12 protein-coding genes are annotated in these 13,770 nt (G+C 71.4%); 10 read left to right on the forward strand and 2 right to left on the reverse strand.

What is annotated here, in order from left to right:
- The first annotated feature begins 42 nt into the window (after positions 1-42).
- The 8 genes from Aco03nite_RS03765 (at position 43) to Aco03nite_RS03800 (ending at position 9,135) form a co-directional block, all read left to right on the forward strand.
- Positions 43-762, forward strand: a complete 720-nt coding sequence (locus Aco03nite_RS03765) for a response regulator transcription factor (protein ID WP_203793155.1) — start codon at positions 43-45, stop codon at positions 760-762.
- Positions 763-815: 53 nt separating this feature from the next.
- Positions 816-2,171: a sensor histidine kinase gene (locus Aco03nite_RS03770; protein ID WP_239144888.1), complete on the forward strand. Its 1,356-nt coding sequence runs from the start codon at positions 816-818 to the stop codon at positions 2,169-2,171.
- Between the two features lie 66 nt (positions 2,172-2,237).
- Positions 2,238-3,446: an efflux RND transporter periplasmic adaptor subunit gene (locus tag Aco03nite_RS03775; protein WP_203793157.1), complete on the forward strand. Its 1,209-nt coding sequence runs from the start codon at positions 2,238-2,240 to the stop codon at positions 3,444-3,446.
- On the forward strand, positions 3,443-4,186 hold the full coding sequence (locus Aco03nite_RS03780; RefSeq protein ID WP_203793158.1) for an ABC transporter ATP-binding protein: 744 nt from the start codon (positions 3,443-3,445) through the stop codon (positions 4,184-4,186). Before Aco03nite_RS03775 ends, Aco03nite_RS03780 begins: the two co-directional genes overlap by 4 nt.
- Positions 4,183-5,385, forward strand: a complete 1,203-nt coding sequence (locus tag Aco03nite_RS03785; protein WP_203793159.1) for an ABC transporter permease — start codon at positions 4,183-4,185, stop codon at positions 5,383-5,385. The genes Aco03nite_RS03780 and Aco03nite_RS03785 overlap by 4 nt, the downstream gene beginning before the upstream one ends.
- 10 nt (positions 5,386-5,395) lie before the next feature.
- Positions 5,396-5,935, forward strand: coding sequence for a hypothetical protein (locus Aco03nite_RS03790; RefSeq protein ID WP_203793160.1), 540 nt, complete (start codon positions 5,396-5,398; stop codon positions 5,933-5,935).
- A gap of 88 nt (positions 5,936-6,023) precedes the next feature.
- Positions 6,024-8,747, forward strand: a complete 2,724-nt coding sequence (locus tag Aco03nite_RS53975) for an AAA family ATPase (protein ID WP_203793161.1) — start codon at positions 6,024-6,026, stop codon at positions 8,745-8,747.
- 169 nt (positions 8,748-8,916) lie between these two features.
- Positions 8,917-9,135 carry a hypothetical protein gene (locus Aco03nite_RS03800; RefSeq protein WP_203793162.1) on the forward strand — a complete coding sequence of 73 codons (219 nt, stop codon included), beginning with the start codon at positions 8,917-8,919 and terminating at the stop codon, positions 9,133-9,135.
- A gap of 372 nt (positions 9,136-9,507) precedes the next feature.
- On the opposite strand, the gene Aco03nite_RS03805 is transcribed toward Aco03nite_RS03800, so the two are convergent.
- Positions 9,508-10,392 (reverse strand): alpha/beta hydrolase, encoded by an 885-nt coding sequence (locus Aco03nite_RS03805; protein ID WP_203793163.1) that lies wholly within the window; start codon positions 10,390-10,392, stop codon positions 9,508-9,510.
- Between the two features lie 88 nt (positions 10,393-10,480).
- Here Aco03nite_RS03805 and Aco03nite_RS03810 point away from each other — a divergent pair, with 88 nt between their 5' ends.
- Entirely contained in the window at positions 10,481-11,398 is a 918-nt protein-coding gene (locus Aco03nite_RS03810; protein WP_203793164.1) for a helix-turn-helix domain-containing protein, read from the forward strand.
- Here Aco03nite_RS03810 and Aco03nite_RS03815 read toward each other — a convergent pair.
- Positions 11,340-12,506 (reverse strand): dipeptidase, encoded by a 1,167-nt coding sequence (locus tag Aco03nite_RS03815; RefSeq protein ID WP_203793165.1) that lies wholly within the window; start codon positions 12,504-12,506, stop codon positions 11,340-11,342. The two genes, Aco03nite_RS03810 and Aco03nite_RS03815, sit on opposite strands and share 59 nt — an antisense overlap.
- A gap of 170 nt (positions 12,507-12,676) precedes the next feature.
- Here Aco03nite_RS03815 and Aco03nite_RS03820 point away from each other — a divergent pair, with 170 nt between their 5' ends.
- Positions 12,677-13,762 carry a glycoside hydrolase family 26 protein gene (locus Aco03nite_RS03820; RefSeq protein WP_203793166.1) on the forward strand — a complete coding sequence of 362 codons (1,086 nt, stop codon included), beginning with the start codon at positions 12,677-12,679 and terminating at the stop codon, positions 13,760-13,762.
- The last annotated feature ends 8 nt before the right edge of the window (positions 13,763-13,770 follow it).

Raw genomic sequence — 13,770 nt, forward strand, 5'->3', positions numbered from 1 at the left:
TAGTTCTGTACGGTGCTCTCCGATACCCGAAGCCCCGTCACTGTGGCCGACTCCGCGGCACGGCCGTCCCGTGTCCTGGTCGTCGACGACGAGCCGAACATCTCCGCGCTGCTCAGTGCGACGTTACGGCTGGTCGCCTTCGACGTGCGGGTGGCCGAGTCGGGGCACGGAGCGCTACTGGCGGTGCAGGAGTTCGAGCCGGATCTGATCGTCCTGGACGTGATGCTTCCGGATGTCGACGGGATCGAGGTGGCCCGGCGGTTGCGTGCCGCCGGCCATCGGGTCCCGGTCCTGTTCCTCACGGCCAGGGACGCGGTGGAGGATCGCATCCTGGGACTGTCGGCCGGCGCGGATGACTACGTCACCAAGCCGTTCAGTCTCGAGGAGGTCGTGCTACGGATACGCGCGATCCTGCGCCGCAGCCAGCCGGAGGAGCCGCAGGAGGACACCGGGGTTCTGCGGTACGCGGACCTGGAACTGGACGAGGACGCCCACGAGGTGCGGCGCTCGGGCCGGTTGATCGAGCTGTCGCCGACCGAGTTCAACCTGCTCCGCTATCTGATGATCAACGCGGGCCGGGTGGTCAGCAAGGCGCAGATCCTGGACCGGGTCTGGAAGTACGACTTCGGGGGCGACGGCCGGATCGTGGAGTCCTACGTCTACTACCTGCGCCGGAAGATCGACCGGACCGATCCGCCGCTGATCCACACGGTGCGGGGGGTGGGGTACGCGCTGCGGCTGCCCCGAAGCGGCGAGGAGTGATTCCCTGGCGGTTCTGGACGCTCAAGTCTCGACTCGTCCTCGTAGTTGCCGTTTTGTCGGGCATTGCGTTGCTGGTCGCCAACATCGTCGGCGTGCTGCTGATCCGGAAATATCTGGAAAACCGCATCGACGACCAGCTGATCGGGATAAGTCGGCCCTTCTCCGATATGCCGCCCAACGGCTTCGGGCCTCGACCGGGTCGCTTCCGCGGCCTCGGCCCGGATCAGATCATGTACTTCTACGCTGCCGACGGCACGCTCGACGCCACCCGCAGTTCGCCGGCCGACGAGAGCCGACCGGATATTTTCGATATTTCGGACAAGTCGGATCCGTATACCGTCTCCTCCGCCGCCGGCGCCGATTGGCGCGTGCTGACCGTGAAGATCGGCGACACCGGAGAGCGCGCCCTCGTCGGCTACTCCCTGCTGGAAGTCGATCAGACCACCGACCAGTTGATCCTCATCGACGCCGGCGTGATGCTGCTGCTACTGACCGCCCTGGGGTTCGGCGCGGCTTTTGTGGTCCGGATCGGCCTGCGCCCGCTGACCGCGATGGAATCGGTGGCGTCCGACATCTCCGCCGGCAGCCTGTCCGGCCGCATTCCCGACACCGACCCGCACACCGAACCCGGCCGTCTCGGCCTGGCCCTGAACGCGATGCTCACCCGCATCGAGGACGAGGTCGACGCCCGAACGGCTTCCGAGCACCGCCTGCGCCAGTTCGTCGCGGACGCCTCCCACGAACTGCGCACCCCGCTGACGTCGATCCGCGGCTGGGCGGAACTCTATCGTCGCGGCGGCGCCCCGCCCGGCCCGCAGCTGGACGAGACGATGGGCCGTATCGAGTCCGAGTCGGCGCGGATGGCGGTGCTGGTCGAGGACCTGCTGCGGCTGGCCCGGATGGATCAGCAGCGCACCCTGGACCTGCGCCGCGTCGACCTGCTGGAGATCGCCGCGGACACCATCCGGGACGCGCACGCCCGCATGCCGGGCCGTCAGGTGCTGCTGGCCGGTCTCAGCGACGACGAGGACACCTTCGAGCCGGCCACCGTGCTCGGCGACGACCACGGCCTGCGCCAGGTCGCGACCAATCTGGTGGCCAACGCGCTCAACCACACCCCACCGGAGGCGACCGTCACGGTACGTGTCGGTCTGGCTGCCGGCAGCGCGGTTCTCGAGGTCTCCGACAACGGTCCGGGGATCCCACCCGAGCACGCGCACCGGGTCTTCGAGCGCCTCTACCGCGCCGATTCGAGTCGCTCCCGCTCGCACGGTGGGGGTTCCGGGCTGGGCCTGGCGATCGTCAGCGCGATCGTGCAGGTGCACGCCGGCACGGTGGAGCTGCGGGAGACGCCCGGCGGTGGGGCCACCTTCCGGGTGGCACTTCCCGCAGTCGGTGACTCGCCGTGAGTTTTTGAGCTGGCTCCCAGGTTGCGCCGAAGCTCCTCATAGCACCGCGCCCCAGAGTGTGCGGTCATGAAGGTACGCCTGAGCCGTCACCCGTCATGGGTGGTCAACGCCGTCATCGGCGTAGTGCTCGTCGCCGGGGCCTACACGGTGTACGAGACATTTTCCGGATCCGATGACGGGGGGACGGCCGCAGCGGCCTCCGAACGTACGGTCAACGTTCAGCAGGGCACGGTCACCAAGACCGCGACCGCGGACGGAACCCTGGAGAGCGCGAGCACCGCGAGTGCCACGTTCGAGACCAGCGGCACCGTGACCGCGATCAGCGTGAAGGTCGGCGACAAGGTCAAGAAGGGTCAGACGCTCGCGAAGGTCGACCCGGCCGCCGCCCAGCGCAGCCTGGACGCCGCCGAGGCCGACCTCGACGCCGCCCAGGACGCCCTGGACCGGGCCGAGACCGCGAAGTCCGACACCACCGAGGCGGAGAACCAGGTCGCCACGGCGAAGCTGGCCGTCACCGAGGCCGAGGCCGGTGTCGACGGCACCGTGCTGACCGCCCCGATGGCCGGCACGGTCACCGCCCTCAACGGCACCCTGGGCGGTTCGGCTTCTGGGAGCAGCAGCTCGGGGTCGTCCACCGGCGGCGGTGCTTCCACCGGCGGCAGCTCGTCCTCTTCTTCCAGTAGCAGCAGCGGCTTCGTGGAGATCGCCGACCTCACCAAGATGCAGGTGTCGGCCAGTTTCGCCGAGGCGGACGCGACGAGCCTCAAGGAGAAGCAGGTCGCCACGGTCACCTGGAACGCGCTCAGCGGCGTCGAGCAGAGCGCGAAGGTCGCCGCGATCGACCCGTCGGCCACCACCTCGAACAGTGTGGTCACCTACGGCGTCACGCTGACCCTGGACAAGGTGCCTACCGGCGCGAAGGTCGGCCAGACCGTCTCGGTGTCGGTCACCACCGGCGCCAAGGAGAACGTGGTGCTGGTCAACGCGGCCGCGATCACCACGGTCGGCAGCCGGCACACGGTCACCGTGGTGGCGAACAACGTGCAGGAGACCCGGTCGGTGGAGATCGGCCTGGAGGGCGACTCGGCCACCGAGATCACCTCGGGGCTGACCGCCGGTGAGCAGGTCGTCGTGAAGACCACCTCGACCAGCACCGGCAGCGGCAACCAGCAGGGCTTTCCGGGCGGCGGCAGTGGTTTCGGCGGCGGTGGCCTCACCGGTGGTGGCGGTGGCCCCGGCGGGGGCGGCGGTCCGGGTGGCGGGGGCGGCCGATGAAACCGGTCCTCCAGGTCACCGACCTCAAGAAGATCTACGGTACGGGTGAGGCCACCGTCCACGCCCTGCGCGGGACGACGATGACCGTGCACCGCGGCGACTACGTGGCGATCATGGGCTCGTCCGGCTCCGGCAAGTCGACGCTGATGAACATCCTGGGCGCGCTCGACATCCCCACCTCCGGGCAGTACCTGCTCGACGGGGTGGACGTCAGCCGCCTCTCCGACGGTCAGCTGGCCCTGGCCCGGAACCGGCTCATCGGCTTCATCTTCCAGTCGTTCAACCTCATCCCCCGGACCAGTGCGGTGGCCAACGTCGAGCTGCCCCTGGCGTACGCCGGAGTGAAACCGAAGGAGCGACGTCGCCGCGCGATGGCCGCCCTGGACACCGTCGGCCTCGCGGCCCGGGCCGATCATGAGCCGAATCAGCTCTCCGGCGGCCAGCAGCAGCGGGTCGCGGTGGCCCGTGCGCTGGTCACCGAGCCGGCGCTGCTGCTCGCCGACGAACCGACCGGCAACCTGGACTCCAAGTCCACCGACGACGTGCTGCAGGTCTTCGACGACCTGAACACGGCCGGCCGGACCATCGTGATCATCACGCACGAGGACGAGGTCGGCGCCCGCGCCAAACGGCTGATCCGGCTGGTCGACGGCGCGATCGTGAGCGACATCAGGCAGTCGCCGATCCACCTGCCCCCGGTCGGCGCCGGCTTCGCTCTGAGCGGACGGCACACCCGATGAGCTTCTTCGAGGTCATCCGCTTCTCGCTGCGCGGTCTCAGCGCCAACAAGCTGCGCTCCGCGCTGACCATGCTCGGCATCCTGATCGGTGTCGCCGCGGTGATCCTGCTGGTCGCGGTCGGCAACGGCTCGGCCAAGGCGATCAGCGACCGGATCGAGGCGCTCGGCACCAACACGATCACCGTGATGAGCACCGGCCGGGGCGGCTCCAGCAGCACGTCGCTGACCAAGGGCATGGCCGACGCGCTGGTCGACCCGGAGCTGGCGCCTGATGTCAAGAGCGTGTCGCCGGTGGTCAGCTCGTCGTCGGCGACCATGACGTACGAGGGCGCCGACCACGCGGTGGCCACCTTCGTCGGCACCACACCCAGCTGGTTCGGCGCCTCCACCACCCCGGTCGGTGCGGGCGCCGCGTTCACCGACGACGACGTGGACCAGGGCCGCCGGGTGGTGGTGATCGGCCGGACCGTGGCCGAGGAGCTGTTCCCCGGTGTCGACCCGATCGACAAGCAGGTCACCGTCGGCGGGGCGCTGTTCACCATCGTCGGGGTGCTGCAGGAGAAGAGCTCCACCGGCTTCAACGACGCCAACGACACCGCGGTCGCCCCGCTCACCGCGGTCCAGCAGGTCCTCACCGGGTACGGCGCGCTCACCTCGATCATCGTCGAGGCCGCCGACCCGGACCAGGTCGACGCCGCCCAGTCGCAGGTGTCCACGATCCTGAACCAGAAGCTGGACGTGGACGCGTCGTCGAACAGCACGCCGTACCGGATCCAGAACGCGTCGTCGCTGCTGGAGACGCAGACCGAGACCGCCGACACGTTCACCACCCTGCTCGGGGCGGTGGCCGCGATCAGTCTGCTGGTCGGTGGCATCGGCATCACCAACATCATGCTGGTCACGGTCACCGAGCGGACCCGGGAGATCGGCATCCGCAAGGCGCTGGGGGCGCCGCGCCGGGTGATCCTGACCCAGTTCCTGATCGAGGCGACGCTGCTGAGTGTGCTGGGCGGTGGCCTGGGCGTGGCCGCCGCCCTGATCGGCAGCCAGTTCGAGATCGTCGGCGTCAAACCGGTGATCGTGCCCAGTTCCATCGGGCTCGCGGTCGGGGTCTCCGTCGCGATCGGCCTGTTCTTCGGCGGCCTGCCCGCCGCCCGTGCCGCCCGGCTGCGTCCGATCGACGCGCTGCGCTACGAGTGAGGACCCAGTTGTGACAACTCTGAACGACGAGACCGCGATCATTCCCGCCGTTTCCTCTGCGGGGGACGGCCTCTCCGCCGAACTGGCCGCCGCCGCTCCGAAGAAGTGGTGGAACAAGGGCACCGTCGTTCTCGGCGTGGCCGCCCTGCTGATGGGTGGGTTTGTCGGCGGCATCCAGGCCCAGAAGCAGTGGGGGACGTCCGCCAGCGCCTCGGCCAGCGGTTTCCCCGGCGGCGGCGGGCGCGGCGGCTTTCCCAGTGGGATGAGTGCCAGCGGAGCGCCGGGTGGGGGATTCGGCCAGCGGTCCACCGAGACCGCCGCGGCGAGTGCGGGCACCACCGGCAAGGTCAAGCTCGTCAACGGCAAGACCATCTATGTCGAGACCGAGGACGGCAGCGTGGTGACCGTCAAGACCGACGGCGACACCACCGTCAGCACCGCTTCCAAGGGCAAGCTGAGCGATGTCAGAACCGGACAGTCGATCACCGTCGAGGGCGAGACCGGCACCGACGGCACGGTGACGGCCAAGACCGTAACCGCTACCAAATGACCACTATGTGACATAGGCGGGTACTTATTGATGAACGCGCGTTCAGCTACCTAGGCTGACCCCCTCAGAAGTTGGGGGGTGAGGCCGAGTGCCCGCTCTGCACGGCCGGGAGGCTCTACTCGCGGCCATCGAGACCAGGATCGCGACCGGTGGCGGGGTGGCTCTGCACGGGCCACCCGGCATCGGCCGGTCCGCGCTGCTGGACACCGTCGCCGACCACGCCACGGCCCGCGGCGAGTTGGTCCTCCGGCTGCGCCCGGCCCGCGGCGAGCGTGTCCTGGCGTACGCCGGAGTCGCTGATCTGGCTCGTCAGATCCCGGCCGCCGCCGTCGCCGCCCTGGCGCCCGCACCCCGGCACCTGCTCGCGGCCCTGCGCCGGGGCCGCCCGTCCCGCACCGGTGTGCCCGCCCTGGCCCGCCGCCTGGTCCTGCCCGAACTGCTCGCCCACTGCGCCCGCACCGCCCCGGTGCTGCTGGTCCTCGACGACGTGCAGTGGCTCGACCCGGAGTCGGCCGAGCTGATCGGGTTCGCCATGCGCCGCCGGCCCGGCAACCGGGTCCGGATGCTCGCCGCCGAACGCCGTCCCGGCCGCTCCCGGGCCGTCCGGCTCTGCCCCGCCCCGGTTCTCGAACTGGCCGTGCCACCGCTGTCCCCGGACGACCTGACCATCCTGCTCGAAGCCCGCGGCCTGCCCTGCCGCACCGCCAGCCAGCTGCACGAGGCCAGCGGCGGCAACCCGTTCCTGGCGCTCGCCCTGGCCGGTGCCGTCCCGCCCGGCCCGGCCTGGCGGCCCGCACCCCTGCCGGAGACCGTCCGCGACCTGGCCCGGGAACGCCTCGCCGAACTGTCCACCGAGGTCCGCGCGGCGCTGCTGACCGCCGCGCTGGCCACCGAACCGACGGTCACCCTGCTGCAGCGCGCCGGGCACGACGACGCGGTCCGGGAGATCCGCGCCGCCGCCGCGGCCGGGGCCGTCGACCTGGCCGGCGAATCGATCCGGTTCACACCCCCGCTGCTCGGGCAGGTGCTCGCCGACGAGACACCGGCCGCCGAGCGGGGCCGGGTGCACGCCGCGCTGGCCGCCGCCGCGTACGACCCGGTCGAGGCCCTGCGTCAGCAGGCCCTGCGCTCCGCCCGCCCGGACGCCCGGGTGGCCGCCGACCTCGCCGCCGCGGCCGGTCGCTGCGTGCGGCGCGGCGCCGAGCACACCGCCGCCGAGCTGTACCTGCTGGCCGCCGACCGCTGCCCACCGGAGCGCTGGCCGGACCGGCTGGACTGGCTGGTCACCGCCGCCCGGACGGCGCTCACCGGCGGCGCCCCGGCGCTGGCCGGCCGGGCCGCCGAGGCGGTGCTCGCGGCCGGCGCCCCGGCCGGGCACCGGGTCCGGGCCCGGGTCGTGCTGATCGACCTGGCCGGGCAGGGGCTGGCCGAGATGGGCGAGACGTTCGCGGCCGCGCTCGCCGAGGCCGGTGCCGATCCGGCGCTGCTCGCCCCGGTCCGGCTGAGGCTGACCTGGGCGGCGTTCCTCACCGGTGACCTGGAGAGCGGGGCCGCCGACGCCCGGCGCGCCGAGGAGGCGGCTCGGCTGGCCGGCGACCTGACCACCGAGGCGATGGCGGTCACCATGAGCGCCCAGATCCAGCGGGTGCAGGGCGAGGCCCGCTGGCGCGACACCCTGGACCGGGCCCGGTCGCTGCCGGCCGCGCCCGCGCCGGACTGGCTGCACTACGGACCGCAGTACATGGCCGCCCGGTTCGCCCTCTTCGACGACCGGCTGGACGAGGCCCGCGCCGAACTGCTGACGCTGCTCGCGGTCGCCGAGCACGACCGGATCGGCGAGGCCCGGGTCGAGGTGCTGCGCAGCCTCTCCGAGGTGTCCACCCGGGCGGGCCGGTGCCAGGAGGCCTTGCGGTACGCCCATCGCGCCGCCGCCTCGGCCCAGCGCGCCGGGCTCAGCCCCGGGCCGACCTGGTACACCGCCGCCGTCGCCGAACTGGCCGGTGGCAGCCTGGAGGCGGCCGCCGGATTCGCCCGGCGCGGCATCCGCTCGTCGCTGCAGGAGGGCGACGGCCTCTACCTGCGGCGGCACCTGCACGCCCTGGGCCAGGCCGAGGTCCGCTCCGGCGACACCCGGGCCGGGGTCTCCACCCTGCGCCGGCTGCGCGACCTGGAAGCCGAGTCCGGCAGCTCCGACCCGATGATCGTGCGCTGGCGGGCCGACCTGGCCACCGCCCTGGCCGCCCTCGGCGAGCACACCGAGGCCGCCGCCACCCTCGACCTGGCCCGCAGCGCCGCCGAACGGATGGGTGGCGCCGGCCCGCTCACCGGCTACCTCGACCGGGCCGCCGCGATCGTCACCTCCGAGTCCGGGCAGGCCGACGCCGCCGCCGAGCTGGCCACCGCCGCCGCCCGGCACTTCGAGCAGATGCGCCAGCCGGTCGAGCAGGCGCACGCCCTGCTGGTGGTGGCCGGCGCCGAGCGGCGCCGACGTCGGTATGCGGCCGCCCGGCAGGCGATCGGCGAGGCACTGGCCCTTTTCCGTACGGCCGGGGCCCAGCCCTGGACCCTGGAGGCCGAACGGGCCCTGGCCCGGACCGAGGGCCCCGCCGATCAGGGGCTGACCTCGACCGAGCTGCGGATCGCCGGCATGGTCCGGGACGGGGCCAGCAACCGGGAGATCGCCAGCCGGCTGTACCTGAGTGTGAAGACGGTGGAGGCCACCCTCACCCGGGTCTACCGCAAGCTCGGTGTCCGGTCGCGCACCCAGCTGCTCTCGGCCCTGCCGGTGGGGGAGATCACCAACCCGTCGTGACCTGCGCTTTGGCAACAGAGAGTGACCCGGGTTACCGGAATCCAGTGTTCGCCGTCACTTTCATAGCGAGAGTTTTACCTGGTGGATTTGGGGATGAAGCGCGGGTGCGGGATTGTTGTACTCGAACGTGGCGAGACATTCTCCGTCACTATCCGTCGAGGAGTTCGACATGCAGTTCATCCGTTCCGCCCGGACCGCCATCTCTCACCGACTCGCCGAGCGCCGCGCTCACCGTCGCCTCAGCGACGAGCTCGCCGCGTTCCGCACGGCTGCCGAGCGCACCGAGCTCGACCTGATGCTGGGCCGGCACTCCGCCGAGGAGACCCGCGAGATCCACGCGATCCTCACCCGGCTGGACGCCGACCGCCGGCACGCCGACGCGCGGTAATCGCGCTGATTCTCCCGGGCCGGAGGGCCGGCCCGGTGGATCCGGTCGGGAGGGCCCGGTTCGTCCCTGGCGCCGCCCGGCCCTGATCCGGACGGAAACCCCTGGTATGCGGTTCGCGTACCGGGGGTTTCCGCATGTCTGACCCCGATGGGCCACGGGTTCCGTGTCGATGATCGCATTTTTAACACCCCTGTCTGTCGGGGCTCCGCCGAAGACGTAGGCTCCTCACGTTCCGGCGGCGATCACCGCTGGACAGCCGGTTCGACAGCCAAGCGGCCCAGAAGGCAGGCGGGCGCTCGGCCGGCAGATCCGCCGGTTACCCGGTTCACCGACCCACGACCCGGGCCGCCGGCGGATCCGCTCCCACCCTGGTCAGATCAGGTGCTCGCGGAAGAAAGCGGCCAGTCTGGCCACGGCGGCGGTCACGTGCTCGTCGCGGTGGTACATCGAGATGTGTGTGCCACCCGCCACCACGAACAGCTCCTTCGGCTCGGCCGCCCGCTCCAGGGCCGCCCGGCTCAGGTACGCGGTGTTCGCCTCCGACCCGACGATCATCAGCAGCGGGCGCGGCGCGATCAGATGGATCATGGCGTACGAGTCGGCGCCGATCACCTGGTCGAGGCTGCGCACCGGCCACGTGCCGCCGGCTCGTGGGTGTTCGCCCAGCGGGGTGCGGTAGTACTCGCGGGTCTCGTCGTCCACCGCATCGGTGATCCACTCCTGTCGCTGGACACCTTCACCCCGGGCTTCCGCGGTACGGGCGGCGGCGCTCGCCGCCAGCATCGCGCGCCTCACCTCCGGGCTCTGGCCACCACCGAGCCCCTCCCGCATCACGGTGCCCAGATCGGCGGCGCTCACGGTGGCGACGGCCCGGATCCGGACATCGGTCTGTGCGGCGTACGGGACGTAACCACCGGACGCGCAGATGCCCAGAGCGCCGATCCGGTCCGGGTCGATGTCGTCGTGGGCGGCCAGGAAACTCACCGCGCTCTTGACGTCCTCGGCCCGCTGGAACGGGTTCTCCAGGCCGCGCGGTTCGCCCTCGCTCTCGCCCTGATGGGCGGCGTCGAACACCAGCGCGGCGAACCCCTCCCGGGCCAGGCGCTCGGCGTACAAGCTCGGCGACTGCTCCTTCACCCCACTGCCGGGATGGCCGATCACCACGGCGGGAAGACGGCCGGCAGCCGGGGCATCCGGACGGAACAGGATGCCGGCGATGCGCAGGCCGCTGCTGAGGAACGTCACGTCGGTCTTCATGACCTCACTGTCACCGGCCCCGGCCGAGGTGAGAAGGGGACAGATCTGGCCCACCCAGCGAGCCGGGACCGATGCCAGACTCGATCACATGAGCAGTGAACTGGGCGATTTCCTCAAGGCCCGGCGCCGGCGGCTGGACCCGGCGGCGGCCGGGCTCGCCGATGACGGGCGGCGGCGGGTCGCCGGGCTGCGCCGGGAGGAGGTGGCGCTGCTGGCCTCGATCAGCCCGGGCTACTACACCCGGCTGGAGCAGGGCCGGCGAGTGGCGGCGGTGCCGGTGCTGGAGGCGATCGCGCGGGCCCTGCGACTGGACGACGACGAGCGGGCGTACCTGTTCGAGCTGTCCGGCAAGGACGGCGGCAAGCCGCGCCGGCACGTCGCGCAGCGGGTCCGGGCTCCGCTGCGCCGGCTGCTCGACGATCTTGCCGGCACACCCGCGATGGTGCTCGGGCGGCGTACCGACGTGTTGGCCTGGAATGCTCTTGCCGCCGCGTTGTTCACCGACTTCGCGGCGGTTCCGGAGAAGCAGCGCAACTTCATCCGGCTCGTCTTCCGCGACCCGGCGGTGCGGGCCATGTACACCGACTGGGACTACACGGCGCGGTCGTGTGTGGCGCAGCTGCGGATGGAGGCCGCCCGGGATCCGGGCGATCCGCGGCTGACCGCCCTGGTCGGGGAGCTGTCCGTGCTGGACCCCGACTTCCGGCGCTGGTGGGGTGATCACCGGGTGGCGGTGCGGACGGCCGGCGCCAAGTCGCTGCGCCACCCGGCCGTCGGCGATCTCACCCTGGACTGGTCGACACTCACCGACGCGTCCGATCCCGATCAGCAGCTGATCACCCTGACCGCCGAGCCCGGCACACGTTCGCACGAGGGCCTGCGTCTGCTGGCGTCCTGGTCGGCCGGCACGGAGGGAGGCGCCGGGGCCGGCGCCCCCTTCGGGCGGGTCAGCGCGGCCAGAGGTGCTCCTCCGCCTGCTCCTCCGCGTCGCGCAGGGCGCGCATGATGTTGCGGTTGGCCAGGCGCTGCAGGTCGCGTTCGGTCCAGCCGCGGGTCTGCAACTCGGCGAAGAGCCGCGGGTAACCGGACACGTCGCGCAGGCCGGCGGGTATCTCCAGGGTGCCGTCGAAGTCGCCACCTATACCTATGTGATCGATTCCGGCCACCTCGCGGGCGTGGTCGAAGTGGTCGGCGACCTGCGCGACGGTCACCTCCGGCTTCGGGTTGGCGGCCAGCCACGCCGCGAACGCGGGCTCGGCGGCCGGATCCACCACCGCCGACACCGGCACCCGCGACTCCGGTTCGCCCGGGCGCGGGCCGCGCGGCCAGCCGGACTCCTGCGGGGGCAGGCCGAGCCGGGCCCATTCGGCGTCGGCGGCCTGCTGCCAGTCGCGGGCCGCCGCGGACACGAAGAACGACACGAACGTCAGCATCAGGACGCCGCCGTTGTCGGGCAGCAGTTCCAGCACGTCGTCGGGGACGTTGCGCGGATGGTCGGTGACCGCGCGGACCCCGGAATGACTGAAGATCACCGGTGCGACGGCCTCCTCCAGGGCGTCCCGCATGGTGTCCGGGGAGACGTGCGACAGGTCCACCAGGACCCCCACCCGCTGCATCTCCCGGACGATCGCCCGGCCCTCGGCGGTCAGGCCGCCGTGCACCGGCTCCTGGGTCGCCGAGTCCGCCCACGAGGTGTGGTGGTTGTGGGTCAGCGTCACGTACCGCACCCCCAGCCGGGCCAGCGAGCGCAGCACCCCGGTCGACCCGGCCAGGCAGTGCCCGCCCTCGACCCCGAGCAGCGACGCGATCCGGCCGCGTTCCAGCGCCCACTCGACGTCCGCCGACGTGTACGCCATCGCCAGCTCGTCCGGGTAGGCGGCCACCATCCGGTGCACCAGGTCGATCTGCTGCAGGGTGTGCGTGACCGCCACCTCCTCGGGCAGGTCCGACGGCACGAAGACGGACCAGAACTGCCCGCCCACCCCGCCCGCGCGCAGCCTCGGCAGGTCGGTGTGCAGCGGTGGCCGCTCCCGGTCGAGCCCGGCCACGCCCGACCCGTGCCACTCGCGCAGCCTCATGGGCAGGTCGTTGTGGCCGTCGATGATCAAATTCATGACCTGTAATTACCCACCGTTGTCTTCCGGCGCAACCCGATCCCGCCCTTCGGCCACTCGAATCCGCAACCGGGCGGCACCGGCACGGGCACTGGCCTCGCACCGCGCGCCCTGGAATCTCTTTCACATGCCCGGCCGACAACGCGCCGGACACACGGGGGAGTTACTGAATGCGACTGGCCAAGCTGCCGAAGTACCTGACAGCTCTGACCGCCGTGATCGCCGGCGCGAGCGCCGCACTGGTTCCGTCGGCCGCCCAGGCCGCTCCGCGGAAGACCGGGTGCGTCACCGACGCCAAGCTCGTCCCGTCCTGCAACGTCCTCTGGGGCGGCGCCGCCGGTGGCTTCACCAGCACCCCGCGCGACCTGGCCCTGAAGTCGTGGGAGCAGGCCTCCGGCCGGACCGCCACCCTGTTCCACCAGTACCACAAGGGCGACGAGGTCTTCCCGACCAAGGCCGAGATCGCGATGACCAACGATGACAAGAACCCGCGCACCCTCGTCCTGAACTGGAAGATCGCCTACCGCTCGACGTGGGCCGCGGTCGCCGCCGGCGAGCAGGACCGTCGCATCGACGCGTTCGCCGCCCGTGCCAAGAAGTTCGGCAAGAAGTTCTTCCTCGTGCTCAACCACGAGCCGGAGAACGACGTCGACACCGACCCGGCGAACGGCATGCGGGCGAAGGACTTCGCCGCGATGTACCGGCACACCATCCAGCGCCTGCGCGCCCAGGGCGTGGACAACGCGATCAACGTCGTCGCGTACATGGGCAACGAGGACTGGATGGCGAAGAGCTGGTGGGGCGACCTGTACCCCGGTGACGACGTCGTCGACTGGATCGGCCTGGACTCGTACGTCTCGGTCGAGAAGTACTGCCCCAAGCCCGGCGCCGCGATCAAGAAGAAGCCGAAGAACTGCTACCACTACGGCAGCTTCGCCGACCTGCTGGACCGTGCCCCCAAGGGCGGCGGCAAGGGCTTCTACGAGTGGGCCACCACCGAGCACCCCGGCAAGCCGTTCATGGTCGCCGAGTGGGGCGCCTACCACCGCGTCGGCAAGCTCACCGACAAGGACTTCGTCTACGCCGACGTGGTCGCCGAGCTGAAGAAGCGCCCCGCCATCAAGGCGATCGTGCACTTCGACACCAAGAAGGACGACCAGGGCGACCGCGACATCAGCATCGACAGCACCGACGCGTCGCTGGCCGCTTTCCAGAAGCTGGCCGCCAACCCGATCTTCGACGTGAAGCTCCGCTGACCCACCGA

This window comes from Actinoplanes couchii (assembly GCF_016862075.1).
In the GTDB taxonomy this organism is placed as follows: Bacteria; Actinomycetota; Actinomycetes; order Mycobacteriales; family Micromonosporaceae; genus Actinoplanes; species Actinoplanes couchii.

Bases quoted from the DNA above. Each gene is read 5' to 3' on its own strand.
- Aco03nite_RS03775 (WP_203793157.1), top strand. From the start codon at position 2,238: ATGAAGGTACGCCTGAGCCGTCACCCGTCATGGGTGGTCAACGCCGTC.
- Aco03nite_RS03780 (WP_203793158.1), top strand. From the start codon at position 3,443: ATGAAACCGGTCCTCCAGGTCACCGACCTCAAGAAGATCTACGGTACG.
- Aco03nite_RS03785 (WP_203793159.1), top strand. From the start codon at position 4,183: ATGAGCTTCTTCGAGGTCATCCGCTTCTCGCTGCGCGGTCTCAGCGCC.
- Aco03nite_RS03800 (WP_203793162.1), top strand. From the start codon at position 8,917: ATGCAGTTCATCCGTTCCGCCCGGACCGCCATCTCTCACCGACTCGCC.
- Aco03nite_RS03805 (WP_203793163.1), bottom strand. From the start codon at position 10,392: ATGAAGACCGACGTGACGTTCCTCAGCAGCGGCCTGCGCATCGCCGGC.
- Aco03nite_RS03810 (WP_203793164.1), top strand. From the start codon at position 10,481: ATGAGCAGTGAACTGGGCGATTTCCTCAAGGCCCGGCGCCGGCGGCTG.
- Aco03nite_RS03815 (WP_203793165.1), bottom strand. From the start codon at position 12,506: ATGAATTTGATCATCGACGGCCACAACGACCTGCCCATGAGGCTGCGC.
- Aco03nite_RS03820 (WP_203793166.1), top strand. From the start codon at position 12,677: ATGCGACTGGCCAAGCTGCCGAAGTACCTGACAGCTCTGACCGCCGTG.